General features: G+C 70.9%; 31 protein-coding genes. 20 read left to right on the top strand and 11 right to left on the bottom strand.

Annotation, left to right across the window (positions count from 1 at the left end):
* Both LBW94_RS43950 and LBW94_RS43945 read left to right on the top strand, forming a co-directional pair.
* Nucleotides 1-312, top strand: a 312-nt coding sequence (locus LBW94_RS43950; protein ID WP_266273612.1) for a hypothetical protein, incomplete at its 5' end; no start/stop codon positions are given.
* 131 nt (nucleotides 313-443) lie between these two features.
* The gene (locus LBW94_RS43945; RefSeq protein WP_225056926.1) at nucleotides 444-752 is read left to right on the top strand and encodes a hypothetical protein; all 309 of its coding nucleotides are present in this window, start codon (nucleotides 444-446) and stop codon (nucleotides 750-752) included.
* Between the two features lie 75 nt (nucleotides 753-827).
* On the opposite strand, the gene menD is transcribed toward LBW94_RS43945, so the two are convergent.
* The 3 genes from menD to LBW94_RS43930 all read right to left on the bottom strand — a co-directional run bounded on the left by menD (nucleotide 828) and on the right by LBW94_RS43930 (nucleotide 3,881).
* A complete protein-coding gene (gene menD, locus LBW94_RS43940; RefSeq protein ID WP_225056925.1) occupies nucleotides 828-2,453 on the bottom strand; it encodes a 2-succinyl-5-enolpyruvyl-6-hydroxy-3-cyclohexene-1-carboxylic-acid synthase in 1,626 nt (541 codons plus the stop codon).
* 246 nt (nucleotides 2,454-2,699) lie between these two features.
* On the bottom strand, nucleotides 2,700-3,146 hold the full coding sequence (locus tag LBW94_RS43935) for a DUF6918 family protein (protein ID WP_225056924.1): 447 nt from the start codon (nucleotides 3,144-3,146) through the stop codon (nucleotides 2,700-2,702).
* Nucleotides 3,147-3,233: 87 nt separating this feature from the next.
* Entirely contained in the window at nucleotides 3,234-3,881 is a 648-nt protein-coding gene (locus LBW94_RS43930; protein ID WP_225056923.1) for a PaaI family thioesterase, read from the bottom strand.
* Nucleotides 3,882-3,985: 104 nt separating this feature from the next.
* On the opposite strand from LBW94_RS43930, the gene LBW94_RS43925 reads away from it, so the two are divergent.
* From LBW94_RS43925 to LBW94_RS43890, 8 genes are all read left to right on the top strand, one after another.
* The gene (locus tag LBW94_RS43925) at nucleotides 3,986-4,885 is read left to right on the top strand and encodes a 1,4-dihydroxy-2-naphthoyl-CoA synthase (protein ID WP_225057050.1); all 900 of its coding nucleotides are present in this window, start codon (nucleotides 3,986-3,988) and stop codon (nucleotides 4,883-4,885) included.
* Nucleotides 4,886-5,012: 127 nt separating this feature from the next.
* On the top strand, nucleotides 5,013-5,408 hold the full coding sequence (locus LBW94_RS43920; protein ID WP_225056922.1) for a VOC family protein: 396 nt from the start codon (nucleotides 5,013-5,015) through the stop codon (nucleotides 5,406-5,408).
* Between the two features lie 101 nt (nucleotides 5,409-5,509).
* Complete coding sequence (locus LBW94_RS43915) at nucleotides 5,510-6,715, top strand: inorganic phosphate transporter (RefSeq protein WP_225056921.1); 1,206 nt, start codon at nucleotides 5,510-5,512, stop codon at nucleotides 6,713-6,715.
* 7 nt (nucleotides 6,716-6,722) lie between these two features.
* Nucleotides 6,723-6,998, top strand: a complete 276-nt coding sequence (locus LBW94_RS43910) for a hypothetical protein (RefSeq protein WP_225056920.1) — start codon at nucleotides 6,723-6,725, stop codon at nucleotides 6,996-6,998.
* A gap of 100 nt (nucleotides 6,999-7,098) precedes the next feature.
* A complete protein-coding gene (locus tag LBW94_RS43905) occupies nucleotides 7,099-7,581 on the top strand; it encodes a DUF3349 domain-containing protein (RefSeq protein ID WP_323138055.1) in 483 nt (160 codons plus the stop codon).
* A 62-nt stretch (nucleotides 7,582-7,643) separates the two neighbouring features.
* A complete protein-coding gene (menE, locus tag LBW94_RS43900) occupies nucleotides 7,644-8,777 on the top strand; it encodes an o-succinylbenzoate--CoA ligase (RefSeq protein WP_225057048.1) in 1,134 nt (377 codons plus the stop codon).
* 148 nt (nucleotides 8,778-8,925) lie between these two features.
* Nucleotides 8,926-9,933 carry an ATP-binding cassette domain-containing protein gene (locus LBW94_RS43895; RefSeq protein ID WP_225056919.1) on the top strand — a complete coding sequence of 336 codons (1,008 nt, stop codon included), beginning with the start codon at nucleotides 8,926-8,928 and terminating at the stop codon, nucleotides 9,931-9,933.
* Nucleotides 9,930-10,772, top strand: a complete 843-nt coding sequence (locus tag LBW94_RS43890; RefSeq protein ID WP_225056918.1) for an ABC transporter permease — start codon at nucleotides 9,930-9,932, stop codon at nucleotides 10,770-10,772. The genes LBW94_RS43895 and LBW94_RS43890 overlap by 4 nt, the downstream gene beginning before the upstream one ends.
* 85 nt (nucleotides 10,773-10,857) lie before the next feature.
* Here LBW94_RS43890 and LBW94_RS43885 read toward each other — a convergent pair whose 3' ends face one another.
* A complete protein-coding gene (locus LBW94_RS43885; protein WP_225056917.1) occupies nucleotides 10,858-14,343 on the bottom strand; it encodes an AfsR/SARP family transcriptional regulator in 3,486 nt (1,161 codons plus the stop codon).
* 208 nt (nucleotides 14,344-14,551) lie between these two features.
* Here LBW94_RS43885 and LBW94_RS43880 point away from each other — a divergent pair, with 208 nt between their 5' ends.
* Nucleotides 14,552-15,421 carry a 1,4-dihydroxy-2-naphthoate polyprenyltransferase gene (locus tag LBW94_RS43880; protein WP_225056916.1) on the top strand — a complete coding sequence of 290 codons (870 nt, stop codon included), beginning with the start codon at nucleotides 14,552-14,554 and terminating at the stop codon, nucleotides 15,419-15,421.
* 200 nt (nucleotides 15,422-15,621) lie between these two features.
* Here the strand turns inward: LBW94_RS43880 and LBW94_RS43875 are convergent, their stop codons facing one another.
* The 5 genes from LBW94_RS43875 to LBW94_RS43855 all read right to left on the bottom strand — a co-directional run bounded on the left by LBW94_RS43875 (nucleotide 15,622) and on the right by LBW94_RS43855 (nucleotide 18,443).
* A complete protein-coding gene (locus tag LBW94_RS43875) occupies nucleotides 15,622-16,011 on the bottom strand; it encodes a phage holin family protein (protein ID WP_225056915.1) in 390 nt (129 codons plus the stop codon).
* Between the two features lie 125 nt (nucleotides 16,012-16,136).
* Nucleotides 16,137-16,718 carry a Clp protease N-terminal domain-containing protein gene (locus LBW94_RS43870; protein WP_225056914.1) on the bottom strand — a complete coding sequence of 194 codons (582 nt, stop codon included), beginning with the start codon at nucleotides 16,716-16,718 and terminating at the stop codon, nucleotides 16,137-16,139.
* Nucleotides 16,718-16,939 (bottom strand): helix-turn-helix domain-containing protein, encoded by a 222-nt coding sequence (locus LBW94_RS43865; RefSeq protein WP_225056913.1) that lies wholly within the window; start codon nucleotides 16,937-16,939, stop codon nucleotides 16,718-16,720. Before LBW94_RS43865 ends, LBW94_RS43870 begins: the two co-directional genes overlap by 1 nt.
* Nucleotides 16,940-17,022: 83 nt before the next feature.
* Nucleotides 17,023-18,108 (bottom strand): PLP-dependent cysteine synthase family protein, encoded by a 1,086-nt coding sequence (locus LBW94_RS43860; protein ID WP_225056912.1) that lies wholly within the window; start codon nucleotides 18,106-18,108, stop codon nucleotides 17,023-17,025.
* Nucleotides 18,105-18,443 carry a DUF4229 domain-containing protein gene (locus LBW94_RS43855; RefSeq protein ID WP_225056911.1) on the bottom strand — a complete coding sequence of 113 codons (339 nt, stop codon included), beginning with the start codon at nucleotides 18,441-18,443 and terminating at the stop codon, nucleotides 18,105-18,107. The genes LBW94_RS43860 and LBW94_RS43855 overlap by 4 nt, the downstream gene beginning before the upstream one ends.
* Before the next feature lie 233 nt (nucleotides 18,444-18,676).
* Between LBW94_RS43855 and LBW94_RS43850 the strand changes: the two genes are divergently transcribed.
* Nucleotides 18,677-18,910: a BldC family transcriptional regulator gene (locus LBW94_RS43850; protein WP_225056910.1), complete on the top strand. Its 234-nt coding sequence runs from the start codon at nucleotides 18,677-18,679 to the stop codon at nucleotides 18,908-18,910.
* A 70-nt stretch (nucleotides 18,911-18,980) separates the two neighbouring features.
* Nucleotides 18,981-19,184 carry a hypothetical protein gene (locus LBW94_RS43845; protein ID WP_225056909.1) on the top strand — a complete coding sequence of 68 codons (204 nt, stop codon included), beginning with the start codon at nucleotides 18,981-18,983 and terminating at the stop codon, nucleotides 19,182-19,184.
* 6 nt (nucleotides 19,185-19,190) lie between these two features.
* On the opposite strand, the gene LBW94_RS43840 is transcribed toward LBW94_RS43845, so the two are convergent.
* Nucleotides 19,191-19,559: a TetR-like C-terminal domain-containing protein gene (locus LBW94_RS43840; protein ID WP_225057047.1), complete on the bottom strand. Its 369-nt coding sequence runs from the start codon at nucleotides 19,557-19,559 to the stop codon at nucleotides 19,191-19,193.
* Nucleotides 19,560-19,697: 138 nt separating this feature from the next.
* Here LBW94_RS43840 and LBW94_RS43835 point away from each other — a divergent pair, with 138 nt between their 5' ends.
* The 5 genes from LBW94_RS43835 to LBW94_RS43815 are packed head-to-tail and all read left to right on the top strand — an operon-like array spanning nucleotide 19,698 to nucleotide 22,321.
* Nucleotides 19,698-19,874: an MFS transporter gene (locus LBW94_RS43835; protein ID WP_225056908.1), complete on the top strand. Its 177-nt coding sequence runs from the start codon at nucleotides 19,698-19,700 to the stop codon at nucleotides 19,872-19,874.
* A 56-nt stretch (nucleotides 19,875-19,930) separates the two neighbouring features.
* Nucleotides 19,931-20,653 (top strand): MFS transporter, encoded by a 723-nt coding sequence (locus LBW94_RS43830; protein ID WP_323138056.1) that lies wholly within the window; start codon nucleotides 19,931-19,933, stop codon nucleotides 20,651-20,653.
* A gap of 59 nt (nucleotides 20,654-20,712) precedes the next feature.
* Entirely contained in the window at nucleotides 20,713-20,958 is a 246-nt protein-coding gene (locus tag LBW94_RS43825) for a hypothetical protein (protein WP_225056906.1), read from the top strand.
* A complete protein-coding gene (locus tag LBW94_RS43820) occupies nucleotides 20,955-21,647 on the top strand; it encodes an SDR family NAD(P)-dependent oxidoreductase (protein ID WP_225056905.1) in 693 nt (230 codons plus the stop codon). The genes LBW94_RS43825 and LBW94_RS43820 overlap by 4 nt, the downstream gene beginning before the upstream one ends.
* A gap of 56 nt (nucleotides 21,648-21,703) precedes the next feature.
* Nucleotides 21,704-22,321: an SDR family oxidoreductase gene (locus LBW94_RS43815; protein WP_225056904.1), complete on the top strand. Its 618-nt coding sequence runs from the start codon at nucleotides 21,704-21,706 to the stop codon at nucleotides 22,319-22,321.
* A 149-nt stretch (nucleotides 22,322-22,470) separates the two neighbouring features.
* Here the strand turns inward: LBW94_RS43815 and dapA are convergent, their stop codons facing one another.
* Nucleotides 22,471-23,361: a 4-hydroxy-tetrahydrodipicolinate synthase gene (gene dapA, locus LBW94_RS43810; RefSeq protein WP_225056903.1), complete on the bottom strand. Its 891-nt coding sequence runs from the start codon at nucleotides 23,359-23,361 to the stop codon at nucleotides 22,471-22,473.
* A gap of 70 nt (nucleotides 23,362-23,431) precedes the next feature.
* Between dapA and LBW94_RS43805 the strand changes: the two genes are divergently transcribed.
* Entirely contained in the window at nucleotides 23,432-24,346 is a 915-nt protein-coding gene (locus tag LBW94_RS43805) for a LysR family transcriptional regulator (protein WP_225056902.1), read from the top strand.
* A gap of 13 nt (nucleotides 24,347-24,359) precedes the next feature.
* Complete coding sequence (locus LBW94_RS43800) at nucleotides 24,360-24,638, top strand: hypothetical protein (RefSeq protein WP_225056901.1); 279 nt, start codon at nucleotides 24,360-24,362, stop codon at nucleotides 24,636-24,638.
* Nucleotides 24,639-24,712 lie beyond the last annotated feature (74 nt).

Below are 24,712 nucleotides of genomic sequence, written 5' to 3'. Positions count from 1 at the left end.
CGCGCGAATGTGCGTGCACCGGCCGACTGCGTCCTACTCGTGACCGCGAAAGCCGCTGGCGGCGAGGAGAATCGGGTGATGAAGGGCGATCGGGTGGAGATCGTCGTCGACACCGGCGGCGGTTCGAATACGTACGAGGTGACCGCCACGCGAGCGGGTCGCCGGGTCGAGGTGCGCATCGCGCGCGGGATAGTCGAGGTGGCGGAGATCACTCGCTCCGGCACGGCGGTGCGCACGGCCCGCTTCATGGCGGCGCGCACGCTCGCCCTGGTCGAATATCCCGCCGACGACGGTCCGCTGCCGGGCGAGTGAGCACTGCCGCGTGACCGGCCGGGCGATCGGCGCCGACGTGCCGGATGGTTGCCAGCCGGGCATCCGGGGCGCATCCTCGAAGAGGAGGGCCCCGTTCGCCGCTCGGGCGGACCAGCGGAGAGGAGCACCCGATGACCGATCGCACCCGCACTGCCGGCACCCTCGGCGCCGTTCCGGAAGCCGACCTGCTCGAACAGTCCGTCCCGGCCTATCCGGATGCGCCCTACGACGAGGGCGCCCCGGCGGAGGCCACGATCACCCCGGCGCCGGATTCCCCGCTGCCGATCAGCCACGCGATCCGTGAGGCCGACGACGCGGACGTGCTCGAACAGTCCATCGCGGTGCCGATGTCCGACGACTACGACACCGTGACCGGCGGCTACGACGAGGCTGCGGGTTACGACGGCACTCCCGCCGAATACGACGACACCGAGCGCTGACCCCCACCTGCCGGGCACATCACCGGATTTCCGGGCGGATGCCGGGGGACGCGCCGGGCCGTACCGGTGCCGGCCTCAGGCCATGATCTCCGACCGGACCGTGGCGTGCAGTTCACGCAGGCTGGAGCGTTCGGTGGCGACCTCGAGCACCCGGACGCCGTGCGCGTGGCCACCGAGTTCGACGGCCAGCTGGGCCGGATCCACCTGGCGGTGCGGCACCCGGTAAGCCGCGCACAGTGCCGCCAGATCCATCCCGTGCGGAGTGCCGAACACCCGCTCGAACACCCCGGCGTACTGCGGATCGCCCTGTTCCAGCAGTTCGAAGATGCCGCCGCCGTCGTCGTTGGCGACCACGATGGTCAGATCGGCCGGGCGCGGCTCGCCGGGACCGATCAGCAGGCCGGCGGCGTCGTGCAGGAAGGTCAGGTCGCCGATCAGCGCGATGGTCCGGCCCGGATGCCGCAGCGCGGCTCCGACCGCGGTCGACACGGTGCCGTCGATACCCGCCACGCCGCGATTGGAGCGGACCACGACATCCGGCCGCGGCGCCGACACCAGCGCCGCGTCCCGGACCGGATTCGAGGCGCCGAGCAGCAGCTGATCGCCGGCGCGCAGCGCGTCCATCACCACGGCCGCGACGTGCAGGCCGGTCGGCTTCGGATGCAGCGCCAGCTGGTCCCGCACCACGCGGTGTGCCGCGGCGTCCGCCGCGCGGCACTGTTCCAGCCACTCGGGCCGCGGCGTGCCGTGCACCACCGCGCGGGTGCCGGTGGCGGATACGTTGCCGGACACATCGGGCCAGCGCGGGCCGGTGGTCAGCGCGAGCACCCGGACGTCGGGATCGGCGAGCAACTTCGAGACCTGGCGATGCAGGGTCGGGCGGCCGGTGATGATCGCCTGCCGCGGCCGCAGCAACGGCAGCGCCAGCGGATGCAGGGCCGGGCCGGGGCGGGGCGCGGTGGGCTCGGCGACCGTGGGCAGTCCCGCCAGTTCCGGGCGCAGGCCGCTGCCGTGCCCGGAGATCACCACGGTGTCCGGGACCAGATCCAGGTCCAGAGGTAGGTCGAAGGCGGCGAAATCGGTGGTCGTCCAAGCTCCGCCGTGCGCGCGCCCGGCCGGGAACGCCTCCCCCGCCACCGCATCGGGCACCAGCGGCTCGCGCAGCGGGATGTCGAAGTGCACGGGACCGGCATTACCGGAGCGGGCGCCACTGGCCTGGGCCAGTACCCGGCACACGGCCGACCGCCACACGCTGTTCTGCTGCCGGTAGCCCGGTTCCGGCTCGGCCAGGCCCAGGCTGATGGCCGCGCGCACCTGACTGCCGAACAGGCCGAACTGCTCGACGGTCTGGTTGGCGCCGGTGCCCAGCATCTCGTAGGGCCGGTTGGCGCTGAGCACCACCAGTGGCTGCCGGGCGTAGTTGGCCTCCAGCACGGCCGGGCCGAGATTCGCGACGGCGGTACCCGAGGTCATCACGACCGGTACCGGGCGGCCGTCGGCGATGGCCAGGCCGAGTGCGAGGAAGCCGGCGGTGCGCTCGTCGATGCGCATGTGCAGCCGCAGCTGCCCGGCGGCATCGGCGGCCTGGAGCGCGAAGGCCAGCGGCGCATTGCGCGATCCTGGGCACAGCACGACATCCCGCACGCCCCCGCGCGCCAGCTCGTCGACGATGACCTGAGCCTGTGCTGTCGAGGGATTCATACCTTGGAGCCTTGCAGACCTCGGCCCGGTCCGGGGCGTCGACCCGATCACACCGCCGGATTGTTAGGTTTGCTAATCTTAGCCGCGATTCGCGCGCGACGAGTTCGTCGGCTCCGGCTCGTCGGCTCCGGCTCGTCGTCCAAGGGAGGCGCGCACGGGAAGCGCGCGCGACCGCTGAACGACGAGCCCCGGATGCCGCGAGAACGCCGCGGCACAGTGCACCGCGACGTGACAGCCGCGAACGATTTACGCGGCGTGGCGCTGGATCAGGTCACCCAGCCGCGGAAGCGCCTCGGCGACATTCTTCTTCGCCGACGAGCGCAGGGCCGAGTAGGCCTTCTTCAGCGCGGGGCGATCGGACTTGTCCGCCCGGGAGTCGGTCACCGCGAGCAGCGCCTCGGCGACCTCGTCCTGCTTGGCGACCAGCAGATCCGCGAAACGGCCCGAGCCGGTGCTCTGGTACTCCGCCCAGAACGGCTCGAGCTGCTCGACGAACTTGGGCGCGAACGACTCCAGCGCGTCGGCCACGATCGTCGGGCTGACCTTCTTGATCGCGGCGTAGCCGCCCTTGACGGCGAGACCGGACGCGCCTCCCTTGTCCGACACCTCCGCGTCCAGCACCTCCCGCGCGTCCGCCAGGAAGGCCGAGCGCTTGGCGTCATCCAGCAGGGATTCAGACAGTGCTGCAACCACTTTCAGGTTCCTCCGGTTCAATTTTGCGATGAGCGAGCGCAGGCAACTATACGCACCGGACGAACCAGACACACGGCTACGACCCCGCTAAGGTTGCCACGGTAGCAATTCCACCATGAGCCCTTCGCAATCGGCCAGCAGAGTGCCGGATTCGTCCTTCAGCCTGGCGCTGACGTAGGTCTTGCGGCCCTCCACCCGGTCGACGGTGCCCTCCACCTCCAGCGGCGTGTACAGCGGAGTGATCTTGCGGTAGTTGACATGTAGGTAACCGGTGCGGCTGATCGCACGTCCGGCGAAGTGCACCAGGAAGCCGAAGAGGTCGTCGAACAACAGCGGGAGCACCCCGCCGTGCACCGCCCCGTTCCCGCCGAGATGGTAGCGGCGGAACTCGCCGCGCATGCGCACTCCGTCCGGCCCGGCGGCCACCATCGTCCACGGCACCATCAGCAGGCTGCCGCGGCCCGGCAGCTCCGGCACCCGCCCGGCCGGGCTGCGCAATTCCGCTGCGCGCCAAGGCTCGAGCAGCTCGATCAGCTGCTGTGCCTGCGCTGTCGCCCGCGCGAACACCTCGTCGGGCGCGTCGGCGGACACGGCGAGATCCTGGAGCGTCCGCATCGCCTCGACGAACGGGCCGAAGTTCGGACCGGGTTGTGCGGGCACGACTTTCGGGAAGCCGCCGCGCCGCTCGTCACCGGCCACACCCGCTTCTGAAACAGATTCCATTCGTTCGCTCATACCTGCACGCTATCCGCAGTTCTTACGCCGTCAACCGTACTGCCCGGTAAGACCGGAAGATCACATCCGAGGCGGCCGCCGAGTCGCGGCGGCGACGCGGCAGAATAGGCCCGGTGTTCAATCCGAAGCTGTGGGAGCCCGTCGCGGGATTCGAGGATCTGACCGACATCACCTATCACCGGCACGTCGAACAGGGCACCGTCCGGGTGGCCTTCGACCGGCCGGAGGTACGCAACGCCTTCCGGCCGCACACCGTGGACGAGCTGTATCGCGCACTGGACCACGCGCGGATGACCTCCGACGTCGGCGCGGTGCTGCTGACCGGCAACGGCCCCAGCCCCAAGGACGGCGGCTGGGCCTTCTGCTCCGGCGGCGACCAACGCATCCGCGGCCGCAGCGGCTATCAGTACGCCAGCGGTGAGACCGCCGAGACCGTCGACAAGGCCCGGTCCGGCCGGCTGCACATCCTGGAGGTGCAGCGGCTGATCCGCTTCATGCCGAAGGTGGTCATCGCGCTGGTGAACGGCTGGGCGGCCGGCGGCGGGCACAGCCTGCACGTGGTGTGCGACCTCACCCTGGCCAGCCGCGAGCACGCCCGGTTCAAACAGACCGATGCCGACGTGGGCAGTTTCGACGGCGGCTACGGCAGCGCCTACCTGGCCAAACTGGTCGGCCAGAAGTTCGCGCGGGAGATCTTCTTCCTGGGCCGCACCTACACCGCCGAGGACATGCACCGGATGGGCGCGGTGAACGCCGTCGCCGACCACGACCGGCTCGAGGACGAGGCGCTGGAGTGGACCGCCGACATCCTCGCCAAATCCCCGCAGGCGCAGCGCATGCTGAAGTACGCCTTCAACCTCGCCGACGACGGACTGGTCGGCCAGCAGTTGTTCGCGGGCGAGGCGACCCGGCTGGCCTACATGACCGACGAGGCGGTCGAGGGCCGCGACTCCTTCCTGGAGAAGCGTTCCCCGGACTGGTCGCCGTATCCCTGGTATTACTGACGGCATTTCCGGCGGCCTTTCCGGGCGCATTCCCATCGGCGGCCGGGCCGTCCGGAACGGCCGATCGAGATGCGCGCGTGACCGATAACCGTGCCGGACGGCGCCCCGATATGCGACGCTCGCTGGCGTGGATATCCTCAGCAGCCGCATAATCCTGCGTCCGGCAAATTATGAGCAAACGTTGGTTTTCTATCGGGACGCACTCGGATTGGCGATCGCGCGGGAGTATCCCGGCGGCACGGTGTTCTTCGCCGGGCAGTCGTTGCTCGAGGTCGCCGGGCACCATCGCGGCGACGACGCCCCGGCCGGTTTCGCGGGGGCGCTGTGGTTGCAGGTCCGCCACGTCGGCAACGCGATCGCCGACCTGGCCGAGCGCGGCATCGAGATCGATCGGCTGCCGCAGCGCGAGCCCTGGGGCCTGCTCGAGGCCTGGGTGCACGATCCGGACGGCGTACCGATCGTGCTGGTGGAGGTGCCGTCCGAACATCCGCTGCGGCACGGCTCGCCCGGTTCCGGGGGCTGAGTGGGCGACCCGGTCCGCGCCGGCGGGCCGGCGGCATCGATTCGCTGACATCTCGTTCCAGAGTTCGGCTTCCAGCTAACTTCTAGGGAACACTTGGGTCCGTGTCCGCCGAACTCGCGATCCTGATCATCGTCGTCATCACCGCCCTCGGCTTCGACTTCACCAACGGCTTCCACGACACCGCCAACGCGATGGCCACCTCCATCGCGACCGGCGCGCTCGGCCCGCGCGCGGCGGTGCTGTTGTCGGGGGTGCTGAACCTGGTCGGCGCGTATCTGAGCGTCGAGGTGGCCGCCACCGTCGCGGAGGGCATCGTCCGGCTGGAGCGCCTCGGCGGCGCGGACCTGCTGGAGATCGTGTTCGCCGGGCTGGTCGGCGGTATCGCCTGGAATCTGCTGACCTGGTTGTTGGGCCTGCCGTCCAGTTCCTCGCACGCCTTGTTCGGCGGTCTCATCGGCGCCACCGTGGCGGCGGTGGGCTTCGACGGGGTCATCTGGTCGGCCGGGAAGCAGGGGGTGGTCACCAAGATCGTGGTGCCCGCGGCGCTGTCCCCGGTGGTGGCCGCGCTGGTGGCGGCGATCGGCACCTGGCTGGTCTACCGGATCACCGCGAGCAGCGAGCGGCAGGTGGTGGACGGGGCCTTCCGCTGGGGCCAGATCGGCTCCGCCGCGCTGGTCTCGCTGGCCCACGGCACCAACGACGCGCAGAAGACGATGGGGATCGTCTTCCTGGCGCTCATCGCCTACGGATCGCGGACACCGGCCGATTCGCTGCCGCTGTGGGTGATCACCGCCTGCGCGGTGGCCATCGCCTCGGGCACCGCGCTGGGCGGCTGGCGAATCATCCGCACCCTGGGCAAGGGGCTGGTCGACATCGCGCCGCCGCAGGGCCTGGCCGCCGAATCCACCAGCGCGGCCATCATCCTCACCTCCGCGCACTTCGGCATGCCGCTGTCGACCACCCAGACGGTCACCGGCGCCATCCTCGGCACCGGACTGGGCCGCCCCGGCGCCGAGGTGCGCTGGTCGGTCCTGGGCCGGATGGTGGTGGCGTGGCTGCTCACCCTCCCGGCGGCCGGGCTCACCGGCGCGCTGTGCCGGGCGGTGGCGCACGGCATCGGCGGCCTGGCCGGGGTGCTGGTGGTGTTCGCGGCGCTGGCGCTCCTGGCCGGATACCTGTTCCTGCGGGCCCGGCGCCATCCGGTGCACGCGCGCAACGTCAACGACGACTGGCGGGATTCCGAGCCGCCCGGCCCGCCACCCGGGCCACCGGCGGGTCCCCGGCCGATGACCGAATCGATCGGGTAGGAGCAGCGTGCACACCCTGCTGAGCGATCTGAACGACCTGTGGCGGGTCACGCTGGCGGCGCTGGTCTTCGGGGCCGGGCTGCCGGCGATCTTCGCCGTGGGGGTCCTGCTGCAATCGCGAACCCACCTCACCGGCGCCACGATGGCCGTCCGGCGCGCCGCCGGGGCCGGAGCCCTGCTGTGCTACGCGCTGGTGCTGGCGGTCGCCGTCACCGGAGTGTTGTTCGTGGCCAAGGCGTTTCTCGCCACCCGCTTCGGTATCCACCTGTTCGGCCAGTCGTGAGCCGCACCGGAAGACCCGTCCTCGGCTGGACGATCCGTCGAGCAGAACCGGACGATCCCGCGAGCAGCACAGGCGAGCCAGTGACCAGAAAGGCGAGTCCATGACCGACCCGACCCCGACGGACCCCGGCCCGGCCGCTGCCGACCGCACCGACACCGCGCATTCGGACCCCACACGAACGCCCCCGGCCGACACCCTCCCGCTGCGTCCCCGCCCGGAGTCGGAGGACACCAGGTCGGCGCTGGGCAAGGTGCTGTCCTGGCTGCGGGCCGGATATCCGCAGGGCATTCCGCAGACCGACTACGTGGCGCTGCTGGCGGTGCTGCATCGCCGGCTGACCGATTACGAGGTGCACATGATCGTCGAGGAACTGGTGCACGAGCGCGGCGGGGACGAGGAGATCGCCCGCCACGAGATCGAGGCCGCGATCGCCCGAGTTGCCAAAGAGCAACCGGGCGAGGACGATATCGCACGAGTGGCCTCCCGGCTCGCAGCCGGTGGATGGCCATTGGGGACACCGTCGTCCGATTGGCCGACCGCATTCCATCCCCCGCACGAGAAACCGGAACGACGGACCCGTTGACTGGTCATTCCCGTAGACATGACACGATCGCGAACGTGAGCAGCACCCTGCGGACCCTTCCCATGCCCACCGGAGCCGCGGTGGGTGAAGTCCTGCCGCACCTGCGCGAGGCGCTGGACGGCAGCGGTCCCGCCTGGCTGCCCGTCCCGACCGGAGACCGCCGCGAATCCCACCGGCTGTCCAGTGCGCTGCGCCCCGGCGAGCCGATCGAGGACGATGTCGCCCTGGTGGTCACCACCTCCGGCACCACCGGCGTACCCAAGGGCGCGATGCTGTCCGCGACGGCGCTGCGGGCCAGCGGTGAGGCCACCCACGAGCGGCTCGGCGGGCCGGGCCAGTGGTTGCTGGCGCTGCCCACCCATCACATCGCCGGGATCCAGGTGCTGCTGCGCAGCATCCTGTCCGGCATCGAACCTGCGGTGCTGGACGTGTCCGACGGCTTCCTGCCCGACGGACTGGCCTCCGCGGTGGCGGGTATGACCGGTTCGCGGCGCTACACCTCGCTGGTGCCGACCCAGCTGATCAAGGCGCTGGAGGAACCGTCGAGCGTGGCCGCGCTGATCGAGCTGGACGCGGTGCTCGTCGGCGGCGCCGCCACCCCGAAACCGGTGCTGGAGCACGCCCGCGAACTGGGCATCACCATCGTGCGCACCTACGGCATGAGCGAGACCTGCGGCGGCTGCGTCTACGAGGGCGTGCCGCTGACCGGCACCGAGGTGCGCATCGAGGACGGCCGGGTGCTGCTCGGCGGCCCGATGCTGGCCAAGGGCTACCGCGGCCTGCCCGATCACCCGGCGTTCGCCGAACCGGGCTGGTTCCGTACCGACGACGCCGGCACCTTCGACGACGGCGTGCTCCGGATCAGCGGCCGCCTGGACGAGGCCATCATGACCGGGGGCCTGGTGGTGATCCCGCAGGTGGTGGAGGCCGTGCTGGCCGATCACCCGGCCATCGCCGAGGTGGTGGTGCTGGGCCTGCCGGACGAACGGCTGGGCGAGCGGGTCGCCGCGGCCGTGGTGCCCGTCGCCGGCGCCACCGTGACCCTGGACGAACTGCGCGAGCGGGTGATCGCCGAACTCGACGCGGTCGCCGCCCCCCGCGAACTGAGCCTGGTCGACGAGATCCCGATGCGCGGCCCCGGCAAGCCGGACCGCGCCCGGTTGCGCGAACATCTGCTCGCCGACTCCTCGCGCTGATCTCCCCGCGCCGATCCGCCCGGCGCTCGATCTTCCGGCTCACCGTTTCCGCCGCTCACACCCGGTGTGAGCGGCGTGCAAGACCGCTTTCACCGCGACGTCATCATGGTGCAAGAGCGGTGCAAGACGGCCCCCGCACAGTTCTGGCATGACTTCTTACGCACCTGCTGATGTTCTCGCCATCGAGGCGGACGGGCTGGTCAAGCTCTTCGGCGAGCAGCGTGCCGTCGACGGCGTCAGCCTGGCGGTGCCGCAGGGCGCCGTGTACGGCGTGCTGGGCCCGAACGGGGCCGGTAAGACCACCACCATCCGCATGCTCGCCACCCTGCTGCGCCCCGACGGGGGCAGCGCCCGGATCTTCGGCCGCGACGTACAGCGCGAGCCGACCGCGGTCCGGTCGCTGATCGGCGTCACCGGGCAGTACGCCTCGGTGGACGAGAAACTCAGCGCCACCGAGAACCTGATCATCTTCTCCCGGCTGCTCGGCCTGAGCCGGGCCGATTCCCGCCGCAAGGCCGCTGAACTGCTGGAGGAGTTCGGCCTCACCGAGGCGGCGAACAAGCCGCTGGAGAACTTCTCCGGCGGTATGCGCCGGCGGCTGGATCTGGCCGCGAGCCTGATCGCGACCCCGCCGCTGCTGTTCCTGGACGAGCCGACCACCGGCCTGGATCCGCGCACCCGCGCCCAGATGTGGGAGACCATCCGCCGCCTGGTCCGCGAGGGCGCGACCGTGCTGCTGACCACCCAGTACCTGGACGAGGCCGATCAGCTGGCCGACCGGATCGCGGTCATCGACCACGGCAAGGTGATCGCCGACGGCACCTCCGACGAGCTGAAGGCCTCGGTCGGGCTGTCCGCACTGCAACTGACCCTCGCCGACCGGGACCGCCTGCCGGCGGCCCGCGACCTGGTCGGCGAATTCCTGTCCCGCGCGGCCGGCAAACCGGTCGAGGTCAGCATCAGCCCGGAGGCGGGCCGGATCACCGCGCCGCTGCACGATGCCAGCGTCACCGTGGACCTGCTGATCCGGTTGCGGGACGACGGTATCCGGATCGACGAGATCAATGTCAGCAAGCCGAGCCTGGACGAGGTGTTCTTCGCACTCACCGGACACGGCGCCGAGGACCAGAACGAAGAGGCAGAGGTAGCAGCATGACCACCACCACGATCGCCGCCCCGGCTCCCGGACGGCGGGCGGCCCACGCCGCGATCCCGGACGCCGTCGACCACATCTCGCTGCGGCAGACCGCGGCCAACTCGCTCACGATGGCGTACCGCGGCCTGCTCAAGATCCGGCACAACCCCGAGCAGCTGTTCGACGTCACCATCCAGCCGATCCTGTTCACCGCCCTGTTCGCGTACATCTTCGGTGGCGCGATCGGCGGCAACGTGCACAACTATCTGCCCGTGCTGATCCCCGGCATCCTGGTGCAGACGGTGGTGCTGACCTCCGTGGTGACCGGCACCCAGTTGCGCGAGGACATGGACAAGGGCGTCTTCGACCGCTTCAAATCCCTGCCCATCGCCCGCATCTCGGCACTGGCCGGGGCATTGATCGCCGATATGGTGCGATACGGCATCGCCACCGTGCTGACCATCGTGATGGGCCTGATCCTCGGGTACCGCCCGGCCGGCGGCGTCGCCGGTGTGGTGGTCGCCGGACTGGTCGTGGTCTTCTGCTCCTTCGCGGTCAGCTGGATCTGGGCGCTGGTCGGCGTCACCGGCAAGAGCGCGGCCTCGGTGCAGGGCATCTCGATGATGATCATGTTCCCGCTGACCTTCATGTCGGGCGCCTTCGCCCTGGTCAGCACGATGCCCGGCTGGATGCAGGGGATCAACAAGGCGAATCCGGTCTACTACATGGTCAGCGCCTGCCGGGAACTGATGAACGGCAACCAGTACACCACCAACCTGCTCTGGTGCCTGGTCGGTTCCGCGATCGTGATCGTGATCTTCGCCCCGCTCGCGGTCCGGGCCTACATGCGCCGGGCCTGATCCTGCCGAATACGACAAGCGTTGCCCGCCGGACTCTTCCGAGTCCGGCGGGCAACGCTGCTGTCCGGCCGCGGGCGGCGCCGGGTCACAGCTCGGTGTCTTCGGCCAGTTCCCTCATGATCGCGAGGATCCGGTTCGCGGCCGAGCCACGGCCCAGCCGGGCGGCGCGGCGACGGGGCTCGGCCATCAATTCGCCGGAGGCGACGGCCGGGTGCCGGGCCAGGTGCCGTTCGTAGCGCATCATGGGCGAGTCCTGGCGACCGGCGACCCGCGGCGCCAGCGCCAGCAGTTCCCGGCCCCGGGCCGGATCCCGGCCCACCGCCAGCAGGTACGACCCGACCGCGTTGGACACCGCACCGATCTGGGGCAGATCCGGAAATTGGGTGAACCGGCTGTTCGTCTCGGTCGCCAACTGCCGCGCGAGTCCCGGCACCGCGTCCAGGCGGTCGTACAGGATGTGCGAGTCCAATACCCCGGCGGCGGTCAGGACGTCGCCCGGACCGGTGGGGGTCACCGGGATCGGCCAGGCGTACATCTCCAGTACCCGCCGGTAGCGGGCCAGCCCGGTGTCGACGTCGCCCTCGGCGATGGCCAGTTCGGCCCAGCCGGTCTGCACCGCCGCGCGCCGATGGTTCGGGCGCAGCACCGGCGCGTCCGGATCCATCCCGTCGTCGACGTAGCCCGCCGCGATCTCCAGTTCCCGGCGGGCCTGGGCCAGGTCGCCCGCGCCGACCAGCGCGATGGCCAGGTAGCTGCGGATCTCCACGGCCTCGTCGTGCGCCCGCAACTTGTACAGGTTCTCCACCGCACGGCGGTAGTGGGCGGCGGCCTCGGGATAGCGCGCGCCCTGTGCGGCCAATTGGCCCAGGTGCTGGGACAGCATGGCCGTGTTCCAGACGTTGTCGAACGGGCTGCACGCCATGGCGAGTTCGGTGTCGCGCAGGGACAGCCGCACGTCACCGGCGTTCTCGCGAATGTTCGCGCGCAGGTGCAGGGCCGCGGCCCGCACCGCGGGGTCGCGATGCCGGGTGCCCTCGACGATCTTGCGGCCGATCTGCCCGATGGTGGGACGGCAGCACATCAGCTCACTGCCGAAGCGGCTCAACGGCTGCATCGGGACGCCGCTGCTCAGCAATCGCCGCGTCCGGATCCGCAGCCGGGCGAGTACGCGCGGCGACGGATCCTGGAACATCTGATGCGTGGCCATCATGATCAGGCCCAGCGCGTGCAGGTCGGCGGTGATCGAGTCGGCGGGTAGCGGCGGCGCCAGATCCGTCAACCGCCCGGACCAGGCGATCACCTCCATGTGGTGACCGCGCATCATCCACAACGCGCCGAGTATCGGGAACACCTGGTACGCCGCCTCGAGATCGTCGTGTTCGACGGCGTAGCGCAGCACCGACACCAGGTTGTCCAGTTCGGCGCCGACCGAGAGCACCACCTCGACCTGGTCCGTGTCCGAGTAGCGCCGCAGCGCGTCGACGGCGAATTCCCGTGCCCACCTGGTCATCCGGAGCATCGCGACATCCGTCTCCGCGGCGGCGCTGAGCTGCTCCTCGCCGAATTCCCGGACGGTTTCCAGCATTCGGTAGCGGGTGCCGCCGTCCTCGTCGTCGAGCACCGTGAGCAGCGACTGACTCACCAGCCCGTCCACCGCCCCGATCGGATCGGCGAGGTCGGCGGCGAGTACGGATTCCGCTGCGGCGAGGGTGAATCCGCCGGGGAATCGGGACAGCCGCCGCAGCGCGATCCGCTGCGGCTCGTCGAGCAGATTCCAGCTCCAGTCGATCACCGCGTGCAGGGTGCGGTGGCGGGCCGGGGAATTGCGATCGCCGCTGCGCAGCAACGCGAATCGGTGGTCGAGCCGGGATTCGATCTCCGCCACGCTCATGGTCCGGGTGCGGGCCGCGGCCAGTTCGATGGCCAGCGGCAGGCCGTCGAGGGTGCGGCACAACCGCGCCACCACCTCCGGATCCAGTCGCGCCGAGGGCCGGACCGCGCGGGCCCGGGTGACGAACAGTTCGGTCGCCGGGGAGCCGTGCGCGTCGACGGCCAGCGGCGGCAGCGGGTACACCGTCTCCGCGGTGATCTCCAGTGGCGCCCGGCTGGTGGTGAGCACGGTCAGCCGGTCACAGATCCCGACCAGATCGGCGATCACCGCGGCCGCGGCGCCGATCAGATGTTCGCAGTTGTCCAGGATGAGCAGCATCGGGCGGGCCGCGACCGCGTCGAACAGCCGGCGCCGGGCATCGATGCGCGCGCCGGGCCGCAGGTTGGCGGTCTCCTTGACGTATTCGGAGACGCCGAGGGTGGCGCTGATGGCCGCCTCCACTTCGCCCCGCGCCGCGTCGGCGTCGGCGGCGTCGGCGCGCACCGAGGCCAGTTCCACCAGCACCACCGGGAATCCGCCGGCGGCCCGCAGGCCCACCTCGTTGGCGATGCGGGTCTTGCCGGTGCCGCCGGGGCCGAGAATCGTGGTGACCCGGGAACTGTGCAGGCGCTCCTGTAGAGCATCGAGGTCGTGTTCCCGGCCGAGCAGCGGATTGGGCGCCGAGCGCAGGCCGATCGCGGTCAGCGGGGCCGGGTCGGGCGGCGCCGAGACGACGGGTGCGGGCCGGGCGGCGCCCCGGACGGTCATCGGCTCACCGCGCAGGATGGCGGTGTGCAGCGCCACCAGCGCCTGACCCGGATCGGCGCCGAGTTCGTCGGCCAGCCGCTCGCGCAGCGTCGCGAACACCTCCAGCGCCTCGTTGGCGCGGCCGTCGGCGGCCAGCAGTCGCATCAGCGTGCCGTGCACGGGTTCGTCCAGCGGCCGGTCCGCCGCGATCCGGCGGGCGATGGCCGCGGCGACGCCGAGATCGGCGGCCGCCTCCCGGGAGGCGAGTTCCAACTCGTCGAGGGCGTGCCAGCGGGTGGCGGCCAGTTCGGCCACTTCCTCGGCGACCGCGCCCGGCGGCAGATCCGCGCCGGGGTCGCCCCGCCACAGCGACCGGGCCTGCGCGATCAGCGCCAGACAGCCGGAATCGTCACCGGCGGCGTGCAATTCGCGGGCCCGCCGTTCCAGGCGGCGCGCCAGCGTCAGGTCGACCTGGTCCTCACCGAGCACCAGCCGGTACCCGGCCGGGCCGATCTCCAGGACGCCGTCCGGCAGCGCCGACCGCAGCCGGGAGACCTGGGTGTGCAGGGCGTTCATCGGCGCCCGCGGCGGCTGTTCACCCCACACGTCGTCGATCAGGGCCTGTGCGCTGCGACTGCGGCCGGGGTGCGCGGCCAGCGCCGCGACCAGCAGCCGGGCCCGGGTGCCGGACAGCGCGGCCAGTTCGCGATCGCGGCGGACGGCGACCTCGCCGAGCAGGCCGACGCGCACGGCGGCGGGCTGGCCGGCATCGCCCGCGGTGGCGCCGATCGGCCGTGCCGTCGGTCCGGCCGCCGGTGGCGGCGTGCCCGCACGCGCACCCGGCGTTGCGGCGACCTCGTCCCCCGCCGGGTGCAGGTACCTTCCCTCCCCTTCCGCGCGCGCCCCGGCCGGAGCCGCATCAGCGCTGGGGGTGCCACGGTGCTCTGCAGACATCCTGAAGCCATCGTAGGTGAGCGGACGGGGTGTCATCGGGTACGTCCTCTCGTGGGACCGACGGCTGCTGCCCTCGCCCCGACAGTGATATGCCGTCAATTCTGACACTATTTGATGTCATTGCGACACCTGATTACCGTCGGCCTCGGTCAGCGGCGACGGCCGCGCGCGCAGTCCGGAATGCCGGACGAGCGTTAGGCTGACGCCCATGGCTAGTGCAGCGCAATGGCTCGAAGGCGCCCGACCCCGCACCCTCCCCAACGCGATCGCTCCGGTGCTGGTCGGCACCGGCGCGGCCGCCTCGATCGATGCGGCGGTGTGGTGGAAGGCGCTGCTGGCCCTGGTGGTCTCGCTGTCGCTGATCGTCGGCGTCAACTACGCCAACGACTACTCCGACGGCATCCGCGGCACCGACGACGAGCGGGTGGGCCCGCTGCGACTGGTCGGGTCGAAGGTGGCGAGCCCGGCGGCGGTGCGGGCCGCGGCGGTGACCGCGCTGACGGTCGCGGCGGTGGTCGGCCTGGTGCTGGCGCTGACCACGGCCTGGTGGCTGCTGCTGGTCGGCGCGGCCTGCCTGGCCGGCGCCTGGTTCTACACCGGTGGCCGGAAACCGTACGGCTACAGCGGTTTCGGCGAGATCGCGGTATTCGTGTTCTTCGGGCTGGTGGCGGTGCTGGGCACCGAGTTCGTCCAGGCCCGGCGGGTCGACTGGGCCGGGATCGTGGGCGCGGTGGCCGTCGGCGCCTTCTCCAGCGCCGTCCTGGTCACCAACAATCTGCGCGACATCCCGACCGATACGGTCAGCGGGAAGACCACGCTGGCGGTGAAGCTGGGCGATCCTCGCACCCGCACGCTCCACCTGGCGCTGATGGTGGTGCCGTTCCTGGCCACGCTGGGGCTGGTGGCCCGCACCCCGTGGGCGCTGGCCGGGCTGCTGGCGATCCCGCTCGCGGTCCGCTCCAACACTCCGGTCCGCGGCGGGGCCAACGGGCCGGGCCTGATCCCGTCGCTGCGCGACACCGGGCTGGCGATGCTGCTGTGGTCGATCCTGACCACTCTCGCGCTCTGGTTGGGCTGAGCGCTCTGGTTTGGCCGAGCGCTCCGGTTGGGCCGAGCGCTCCGGTTGGGCTGAGCGCTCCGGTTGGACAGAGCGCTCCGGCCGGGCCGAGTCCGGTGGCCCGGCCGAGCCTTCCGGCTGGACCGAGTGCGGACACGCCGGACCCGACACGCTGACGGCCCGGTACCGGCTCGGCGCCGGGCCATCGCGGTATCGTGCGCTCAGCTCCGATCGCGGTCCGGGACGAAGGCGCCCAGAATCCAGTTCACGAGGCTGATGATGACGCTGCCGAACACCGCCGCCCAGAAGCCGTGCACCCGCAGGCCGTAGTCGGTGGTCTCGGTGATCTTCGCGGTCAGCCAGAGCATGAGGGCGTTGACCACGAGCAGGAACAGCCCCAGGGTGAGGACCACCAGCGGCAGCGACAAGAGTTTGATGATCGGCTTGACCAGCGCGTTCACCAGGGTGAAGACGACCGCGACGGCCAGGACGACCAGAATCTTGCCGGTATTGCCCTTGTCGGCCGGGCTGATCAGTTCGAGGTTGCGCACCCAGTGGACGGCGAGCCAGATCGCGACTGCGGTGATGATCAAGCGGATCACGTGAACCATGGCGCCATGCTACGGCCGATCGGGTCCGCCGCGGGGGTGCTCCGTTCTCGCGATCGGCCCCCCGCGGGTCGGTCGTCCCGGGAGCATTCAGGACTCCCCGCGCGGCATACGGGACGACCATGACATCAAACCGTCCGGTCCAGCAAATCTTCTACCGCTTGTCGTAATTGGCGGCTTTCAGTCGTTCCTCCGAGTAGCTCGGTAGTTGCTGGGTTGGCTGCTCGAAGGACGCCGAGCAGCAGATGTCCAGCCTCGATGCGGTTGCTGTGGCGCAGCAGGGTTTCCCGGATCGACAGCTCCAGGGCCTTCTTCGCATCGCGAGCTACCTTGGTGCCCAGGTTCAGCCGGGCCGACACCCGCCCCCACCAGGCATCCGACTCCTGCGCAGGCGCCCGGTCCAGGGCGTTCGCGCCGAAGCCGGCCGCCAGGCTCTCGCGCACCGCGTCGAGATCGATGCCGATGGAACGCAACGCGGCAGCGTCCTCCTCACCCAGCGGATTGCCGGTACTGCTGCGGTACAACGCCTTTCGAATGCCCTCGGCGGTGATCCCCCGCTCCGTCAGCACCTCGCGCAGCCGGTCGTCCGCGTTGATCGCGACACCGAGCAGCAGGTGCTCGACATCCAGCGTGGGAGACCGCAGCTCACGGGCCTGTTCGGCCGCGGACGTCACCGCGGCCCGCGTCGTCTCGGCGAATCGTTCGAACATCAGCGGATCCCGCCTCTCCGGTTGTACTTCTGATGGACCGCCTGGCGGCTGACCTCGAGCGCGTCGGCGATGGCCTGCCAGGACCAGCCCTGTTGCCGGGCATTGGTCACCTGGATCGCCTCCAGTCGCTCGAGCAGCCGCCGCAGCGCCAGCACCGCCCGCAGCCCGACCTGGGGATCGGGGCTGCCGGCGGCGGTCGCCAGCGTGGTTGCTTCACTCATGAGCGTCAATTTACGTTGACATTCGGCCCGCGTCAACAAAAATTGACATCGGCGGCGTGCGGCGACCACCCGAGCGGGCGGATTCAGCCGAGCCAGGCTCCGGTGCGGGTGAATTCGGCGAGCACCGCCGCCGGCGGCGTCAGCTCCAGCCCCTGCGCGGCGGGCCAGGCATCATCGAAATACGTTCCGGCGTAACGATCTCCGCCGTCACAGAGCAGGGTCACCACGCTGCCGAAGCGGCCCGCGGCCAGCATCTCGGCGATCAGCGCGAACGCGCCCCACAGATTGGTCCCGGTGGAGCCGCCCACCCGGCGGCCGAGCACCGCGCTCGCGTGCCGGGCCGCGGCGATCGAGGCGGCGTCGGGCACCTCGATCATCCGGTCCACCACCTGGCCGATGAACGACGGCTCCACCCGGGGGCGGCCGATGCCCTCGATCCGTGACGGCATCCCGGTCTCGTAGCCGGGATCACCGGTCTCGTAGCCGCCGTAGAAGGCGGAATTCTCCGGGTCCACCACCGCCAGCCGGGTGGCGTGCCGGCGATAGCGGATGTAGCGGCCGATGGTGGCGCTGGTGCCGCCGGTGCCCGCGCCGACCACGATCCAGTCCGGCACCGGATGGTCCTCCAGCGCCAGCTGCTCGAAGATCGACTCGGCGATGTTGTTGTTGCCCCGCCAGTCGGTGGCGCGCTCGGCGTGGGTGAACTGGTCCATATAGTGGCCGCCACACTCGGCCGCCAGACGCGCTGCCTCCGTGTACATTTCCGGCGGACGCCCGACGAGGTGGCAGCGCCCGCCCTGCGCCTCGATCAGCGCGATCTTCTCCGCGGAGGTCCGCTCCGGCACCACCGCCACGAAGTCCAGGCCCAGCAGTTTCGCGAAGTACGCCTCGCTGATCGCGGTCGACCCGGACGACGCCTCCACGATGGTGGTGCCCTCGGTGACCCAGCCGTTGCAGATGGCGTACAGGAACAGCGACCGGGCCAGCCGATGCTTGAGACTTCCGGTGGGATGGGTGGATTCGTCCTTCAGATACAACTGCACGCCCCACCGCGGCGGCAGCGGATAGCGCAGCAGATGGGTGTCCGCGCTGCGCTGGGTGTCGGCCTCGATCAGCCGTACCGCATTGTCGACCCAGGTCCGATCGGTACTGCGATCGCAGTACTTCAACGCTGGTCCTCGCCGCGCAGACGCGCGCGCAGCTGGGCCTTGTCGGTGCGGCGCTTCTCGTCGACCGCCGCGATGTCCTCGTTGACCCGGGACCGCAGTCGCTTGAACGCCACCATCGAGACGGGCAGCGCGACGAGAACCGCGAACAACAGCGCCACGATCAGCGGGATGTCCACCTTCAGCAAACGCCCCACGCCCTCGATGACGGCCGCGATGAGCACAACCAGCGCCAACCGGGCCACCGTGTACAACGCCAGGTTGCGCGCCAGCCGCCGGCCCGCCGGAGCCGTGGCCCGGTCGGCAGCGGCGTCCTCGGGTCGGGATGCATCAGTCACGTGACCAGCCTAAGCGACCGCACGCCCCGGAGCCGACCGGCCCGGTCGCCGCCGATGTCCGGTTTGCTGGAATTTAACTGCGTGAGCGAACGTTGCACGGTAATAGCCGTACGTATATCCGATTTGTCTATTACTCCCCCTTTACCAACGTTAGATCGTTCGAACACCTGGGGGTATCGGTGCAACGATGTCGCTATCTGATGAGGGAACGTCGATAACGGAAAGGTTTGCGAATGACTGCGATCACCGCGGCGAGCCGCACTTTGGGTTCCGTCAACGGCCAGGAGGCCCTTCTCACCCCCGGCCAGGTAGCGGCGCTGTTCCACGTCGATCCGAAAACCGTCACCCGCTGGGCACACGCCGGGCGGCTGGGCTCGCTGCGCACACCCGGCGGTCACCGCCGTTTCCGCGAGTCCGAGGTGATGCAGTTGCTCAAGTCGCTGACCACCGAAGCGACCAGGTCATAGCCCTTATTTCGATGTTGGCGGTGCCGCAGGTACGCACACGCATTACCCTCGATACCAGGAGGTGAGTGACGTGACGTACCTGTTGGCACTCATCGCGGTCGTAGCCGTCGCGGTGCTGTGCTGGAAAGCATTCGGACCGGAACGCGCGCGCCGCATCGGCGCCGGTCGGCCTTCCTCCCGGCGCAATCGCATCATCGGTCCCGACGACGACCCGGAATTCCTCTGGCGCATCTCGCCACCCCGCCACGACGGCGACTCCGATTCCGATCATTGATCCCGGTCATCGTTCGGTGACCCGGTCCCGCAACCCGGCGGCCCGCAGCACCGGCAGATAGATCTCGTCGACGATCTCGACCAGCGTCTCGTCCGAGATCGGTCGCATCGCCAGCAACATCTCGTGCCGCAACAACGCGGGCGGCAGCGTCACGATGCGCGGATTCAGGTCCGCCGCCGGCAGTTCCCCGCGCCGCCGCGCCTGATCCAGGATCGTCGCCATCACGTCCCGGGTGACGGTGAACGTGTCGGGCCCGAGCTCCACCATCTCCGACAGCAGGCCGTGCACGATGTCCGGCCCCAGTTCCGACTGCCGGTCCGTCATCCGCCGCAGCACCAGCAACACGTCCGAGCGCAGGCTTCCGGTATCCGGAATCGCCTCGACGAGGGTGCCGATCCGGCGGCGGGCCGGCCGCGATCAGCAGCGCGGCCCGATTCGGCCAGCGGCGATACAACACCTGTTTACCGGTGTGCGCGGGCGGCGACGCCCTCCATCGTGAATCCGGCATAGCCGGTGGCGCTGACCTCGGCCCAGGCGGTGGTGTCGCTGCCGGTGGTGGTGGGGCCGATCTTCGGCCCGGTGCTCGGCGGCCTGCTCATCCAACATCTGAGCTGGCCCTGGATCTTCTATGTCAACGTGCCGGTCTGCGCGATCGCGATGGCGCTGGCGCGGCACCGCGACTCGACCTGACCGGGCTGCTGCTGATCTCACCGGCACCGGCCGCGATGGTCTACGGCTTGTCGGAGGTGGGTAACCGTGGCGGCTTCGGGCATCCGAACGTGTTGGCGCCCTTGCTCGGTGGGCTGGCGCTGACCGCGGCCTTCACCGTCCGGTCGCTGCGCGCCCGGCATCCGCTGGTCGATCTGCGACTGTCCCGGCAACGCTCGTTCGCGATGTCCGCGCTGCTGCTGTTCGCTTCCGGGCTCGATCTTTTCGGCTCGATGTTGCTACTTCCGTTGTACTACCAGCAGATTCGGCACGACAGTGTGGTCGTCGCGGGAATCATGTCGATACCGCAGGCGATCGGCACACTGCCGGCCCGGCTCGCGGGTGTGCTGGTGGACCGGCTCGGCCCGCGACCGGTGGTGCTCGCCGGGGTGGTGGCGGCGCTCGGCACCGTGCCGTTCGCGCTGGACGACGGCCACACCCCGATCGCGCTGCCGGCCGTCGCGCTGGTGGTCCGCGGCGCCGGACTGAGCACCCTGAACCTGGCGGTGCTGGCCGGCGCCTTCCTCGGCATCGCGCCCGTGGACGTGCCCCACGCCAGCAGCATCACCCGCGTCGCGCAGCAACTCGGCGGCGCCTTCGGGGCGGCCGTGCTGGCGGTGATCCTGCAACGGCAGTTCGCCACCCACCCGGCGGCGCATCCGATGGCCTTCGCACACACCTTCTGGTGGGCCCTGGCCTTCTCGGCGGTCGCGTTCGTCCCCGCGCTGCTGCTGCCGCGGCACAAGCCTGCCCAGGCGTGAACCCGCGGTTGTCCCGAGAGATCGTGGACGACAGCGCGACCGGGGGCCAGGATCGAGGTATGTACGAGATCATCGAGGTCGTGGACACGTCGGCCGCCGGACGGGTCGGCGACACCGAGGCCGGGTCGGCCGACACCGCGGCGGACGCCCGCAACGTCCTCGACGCGGACCCCGGCAGCGGCAGGCGGGAGGTTGGCGGTGCCTGCGACATTTCGCGGCGGCGCCGCGATACCGGTCGGCGGGCAGGCGAATTCGGCTGCTCCGGCGGCGACCAGGCCGTGCGCACCCAGCGGCTCGCGGCATGACCGCGCAGACGGCCCCCGTCGCGCTCGTCACCGGCGGCAATCGCGGAATCGGCCGGGAGGTGTGCCGGCAACTGGCGCAACGCGGGCACACCGTGCTGCTGACCGCGCGCTCGGCGCAGGCCGCTCGCGTCGCGGCCGCGGCGGTCGGCGCGGTGGGGCTGCCACTGGACGTCACCGATCCGGCCACGATCGCCGCGGCGACCGCGACGGTGGCCGACCGGTACGGGCGGCTGGACGTACTGATCAACAATGCCGCGATCGGCTACGACACCTGGCAGCGCGCGGCGACCGCGGATCTCGCGCTGGTGCACGAGATCACCGAGACCAACCTGTACGGGCCGTGGCGGATGGTGCAGGAATTCCTGCCGCTGCTGCGGCGCAGCGCGCAGCCGCGGATCGTGAACGTGTCCAGCGAGGCGGCCTCGCTGACCGGGATGAGCGGCGGCACACCCGCCTACAGCGCTTCCAAGGTGGCGCTGAACGCGCTGACCCGGATGCTGGCCGCGGAACTGCGCGCTGACGGAATCCTGGTGAACTCCGTCTGCCCCGGCTGGGTCGCCACCGAGATGGGCGGCCCCGGCGGCCGGCCCGTCGCCGAGGGCGCCACCGGAGTGGTCTGGGCGGCCACGCTGCCCGGCTCGGGCCCGACCGGCGGCTTCTTCCGCGACGGGAATCCCCTGCCCTGGTGATACCCATCGGCGTCGTGGCGGCTGGCGCTGATAGTTTCACGAGGGAAGGAGTTTTCGTGTCGATTCTGGTTGTCGGCGGGTCCGGTCGCACCGGCCGCCGTGTCGCCGAGTTGCTGACGGCGTCCGGTCACGAAGTGATCGTGGGAGGCCGCCATCCGCACGGCCCGCACGCGCTCACCGTCGACCTCGCGCACGAACCCGCGCCGGAGTTGCTGCGCGGCGTCGACGGCGTGATCGTCTCGGTCGAACCACCCACCGATGCCGCCGGCGCCACCGCGGTCATGCACCACGGCATCGCCGGGCTGGCGAAAATCGCTGCCACACAGCAGATTCCGGTGGTATTGATCTCCCAGATCTACATCACCCGGGCCGCGGCGCACCCCGAACTGGCCGATATCATCCGCGCCCGGGGCGCCGGGGAACAGGCGCTGCGCGACAGCGGCACGCCGTACTCGATCGTCCGGCCCAGCTGGCTGACCGACGGCCCCGCCACCGGCGCCCGCCTCGAACAGGGCGACCGGGGTGACGGACGGGTCAGCCGCGACACGGTCGCCCGCGCCGCGGTGGCAGCGCTGCTGTCCCCGGAGGCGCACGGCAAGACCTTCGAGCTGTACGACGGCCCGGTGCCGCCGGACTGGACGACCGCATTCACCGAACTGGCCGCCGACACCTGATCCGCCGCCCGCCGCCGAACTGCTACCGGCAGCCGACCGGCTTGCCGCACAACACCTTCCGGTCCATCGTCGACCGTTTCGGAACGAGATCGCCGAACTACGCCCGGCGGCCGGTGCCCGGACGCACCCGGGGCGACACCGGCCGTGGCTCACACCAGTACGGCCGGGCCCAGCGCGTCGAGAGCGGAAAGGGCTGCTGCGGTGGCATTTTCGGAGGCGGGTAGCAGAGGCAGCCGGACCGCCGGGGTGGCGATCCGGCCGCGGGCGGCCAGAACCGCCTTGAGCACCACCGGATTCGGCTCGGCGAACAGCGCCTGCGCCACGGGGACCAGCCGATTGCCCAGTGCGCGAGCATGTTCGACGGCGCCGGTGCGCCACGCCGCGATCAGTTCGGCGTATTCGGCGGGTGCGACGTTGGCGCAGGCCAGGATTGCGCCCGCGGCGCCCAGCGCCAGCAGGGGCGCGGTGTACAGGTCGTCGCCGACCAGGATGTCGGTGCCGGTGGCCCGGCTCAGGAAGGCGATCACGGTCTCGTCGATGCCGCCGGCGGCCAGTTTGAAACCGGCCACATTCGGCAGTTCGGCGATGCGGCAGAGGGTTTCGGCGCTCAGCGCGCGGCCGGTGCGATACGGGATGTGGTAGACCACCAGCGGTACCGGGCTCGCGGCGGCCAGCTGCCGGAAGTGCGCGACCACCCCCTCCTCCGAGGGCCGCAGGTAGTAGGGCACCACGCTCAGCACGGCGGCCGCGCGTGGATCCACCGCGGCCAGCTCGCGCGCCGAATCCGCGGTGCTGTACGAGCCCGCGCCCACGATCAGCGGCACGCCGCGCTCCCGGCAGACGCCCGCGCAGACGTCGAGCACCTGCTGCCGCTCGGCCAGGGTCAAGGTGGCGGGCTCGCCGGTGGTGCCGAGCGCGACCAGCCCGGCCGCCCCGGCGTCGAGCGCCTCGTACGCCAGCCCGGCCAGGGCGTCGGCATCGACCTCGTCGGCCGCCGTGAACGGCGTGATCAGCGGCACGTACAAACCCGTGAACGTCATGAGGTCAGCCTGCGGTCACACAACCGTCAGGTCAATTACACCTTTCTGCATTCGAGCATAAGATGAACCGATGCTCGACGTGCGGCGGCTACGCCTGCTCCGCGAACTGGCCCACCGCGGCACCATCGCCGCGGTCGCCGAGGCGCTCACCTACACCCCGTCCGCGGTCTCCCAGCAGCTCACCGCGCTGGAACGGGAGGCGGGGGTGCCGCTGCTGGAACGCACCGGCCGCAGCGTGGCGCTGACCCCCGCCGCCCGGCGTCTGGTGGCGCACACCGAGACCGTCCTCGCCGTCCTCGCGCAGGCCGAGGCCGAACTCGTCACCGGCTCCGCCGAACTGGCGGGCACGCTGCGCATCGGCGCCTTCCCCACCGCCGCGCACACCCTCGTCGCGCCCGCGCTGGTGGCGCTGAGCCGGGACCATCCCCGGCTGGAACTGCTGGTCACGGAGCTGGATCCGGCCGACACCCCGGCCGCCCTGCGCGCCGAGACGCTGGATCTGGCCCTGGTGCAGGAGTACGACTACGTGCCGCCGCAACCCGAATCCGGGCTGGATTCCGATCCGCTGCTGGAGGAAGTGGTCTATCTCGCCGCCCCGGCCGCCACCGAGGTTGCGGCACATCGCGATTCGCCGTGGATCGCCGGGACGCCGGGCACCCTCTGCCAACTGCTGACCGTGCGCGCCTGCGAGGCGGCCGGGTTCACCCCCCGCATCCGCCACCACGCCGACGACTTCGGCACGGTGCTGGCCCTGGTGGCGGCCGGGCAGGGTGTCGCCTTCGTCCCGGAACTGGGCGCCATCGCGGTTCCGGAACCGGTGACGCTCACCCCGCTGCCGATCCGCCGCCGTACCCGGCTCGCCTACCGCCGCGGTACCGGAACCCACCCGGCCATCGCCGCCGCCCGGACCGCCCTGCATGCCGCGACCGGCACCTCCGGCTACCTATCGGCTAACCGGGCGCATACTGGAAAGGTCAGGATGTGAACCGGAGGTGACCATGGGCAAGCAACAGCACCTGTCGCAGGACGCGCGCCGCAAGCAGGGCACCGAGGAGGCCGAATCCCGGCGTCGGAACCGGCACGACCACGAATCCGACCGCGCCGAGACCCGCAAGACCACCGGCGCCGCCCCGCCGCCGCCCTTCCTCGAACCGATGCAGGGAAAGATCGACCGCGAACACGAGGCAACCCCGGCCGCCGACCGCCGGCTCTCGCATTCCGAGGCGGCCGACGCGACCCGCCTCGCCAACGCCGAACTCGATCGCGAATCCCGCTGAGCAACGGCCGGTGAGCTGCCCGTCACCGACTCCGGGACGGGCCACCGGAGCGGTCGCCGGGCGGGCCCGCCGCG

It is taken from the genome of Nocardia sp. alder85J (assembly GCF_020176955.2).
Lineage (GTDB): Bacteria > Actinomycetota > Actinomycetes > Mycobacteriales > Mycobacteriaceae > Nocardia.
This window is presented reverse-complemented; position numbering and strand designations above follow the sequence as displayed.

What these genes read in the sequence shown, in the direction of transcription:
- LBW94_RS43945 (WP_225056926.1), top strand. Translation starts at nt 444, where the DNA reads ATGACCGATCGCACCCGCACTGCCGGCACCCTCGGCGCCGTTCCGGAA.
- menD (WP_225056925.1), bottom strand. Translation starts at nt 2,453, where the DNA reads ATGAATCCCTCGACAGCACAGGCTCAGGTCATCGTCGACGAGCTGGCG.
- LBW94_RS43930 (WP_225056923.1), bottom strand. Translation starts at nt 3,881, where the DNA reads ATGAGCGAACGAATGGAATCTGTTTCAGAAGCGGGTGTGGCCGGTGAC.
- LBW94_RS43905 (WP_323138055.1), top strand. Translation starts at nt 7,099, where the DNA reads ATGACCGACCCGACCCCGACGGACCCCGGCCCGGCCGCTGCCGACCGC.
- menE (WP_225057048.1), top strand. Translation starts at nt 7,644, where the DNA reads ATGCCCACCGGAGCCGCGGTGGGTGAAGTCCTGCCGCACCTGCGCGAG.
- LBW94_RS43895 (WP_225056919.1), top strand. Translation starts at nt 8,926, where the DNA reads ATGACTTCTTACGCACCTGCTGATGTTCTCGCCATCGAGGCGGACGGG.
- LBW94_RS43890 (WP_225056918.1), top strand. Translation starts at nt 9,930, where the DNA reads ATGACCACCACCACGATCGCCGCCCCGGCTCCCGGACGGCGGGCGGCC.
- LBW94_RS43885 (WP_225056917.1), bottom strand. Translation starts at nt 14,343, where the DNA reads ATGTCTGCAGAGCACCGTGGCACCCCCAGCGCTGATGCGGCTCCGGCC.
- LBW94_RS43880 (WP_225056916.1), top strand. Translation starts at nt 14,552, where the DNA reads ATGGCTAGTGCAGCGCAATGGCTCGAAGGCGCCCGACCCCGCACCCTC.
- LBW94_RS43875 (WP_225056915.1), bottom strand. Translation starts at nt 16,011, where the DNA reads ATGGTTCACGTGATCCGCTTGATCATCACCGCAGTCGCGATCTGGCTC.
- LBW94_RS43870 (WP_225056914.1), bottom strand. Translation starts at nt 16,718, where the DNA reads ATGTTCGAACGATTCGCCGAGACGACGCGGGCCGCGGTGACGTCCGCG.
- LBW94_RS43865 (WP_225056913.1), bottom strand. Translation starts at nt 16,939, where the DNA reads ATGAGTGAAGCAACCACGCTGGCGACCGCCGCCGGCAGCCCCGATCCC.
- LBW94_RS43850 (WP_225056910.1), top strand. Translation starts at nt 18,677, where the DNA reads ATGACTGCGATCACCGCGGCGAGCCGCACTTTGGGTTCCGTCAACGGC.
- LBW94_RS43825 (WP_225056906.1), top strand. Translation starts at nt 20,713, where the DNA reads ATGTACGAGATCATCGAGGTCGTGGACACGTCGGCCGCCGGACGGGTC.
- LBW94_RS43820 (WP_225056905.1), top strand. Translation starts at nt 20,955, where the DNA reads ATGACCGCGCAGACGGCCCCCGTCGCGCTCGTCACCGGCGGCAATCGC.
- dapA (WP_225056903.1), bottom strand. Translation starts at nt 23,361, where the DNA reads ATGACGTTCACGGGTTTGTACGTGCCGCTGATCACGCCGTTCACGGCG.
- LBW94_RS43805 (WP_225056902.1), top strand. Translation starts at nt 23,432, where the DNA reads ATGCTCGACGTGCGGCGGCTACGCCTGCTCCGCGAACTGGCCCACCGC.
- LBW94_RS43800 (WP_225056901.1), top strand. Translation starts at nt 24,360, where the DNA reads ATGGGCAAGCAACAGCACCTGTCGCAGGACGCGCGCCGCAAGCAGGGC.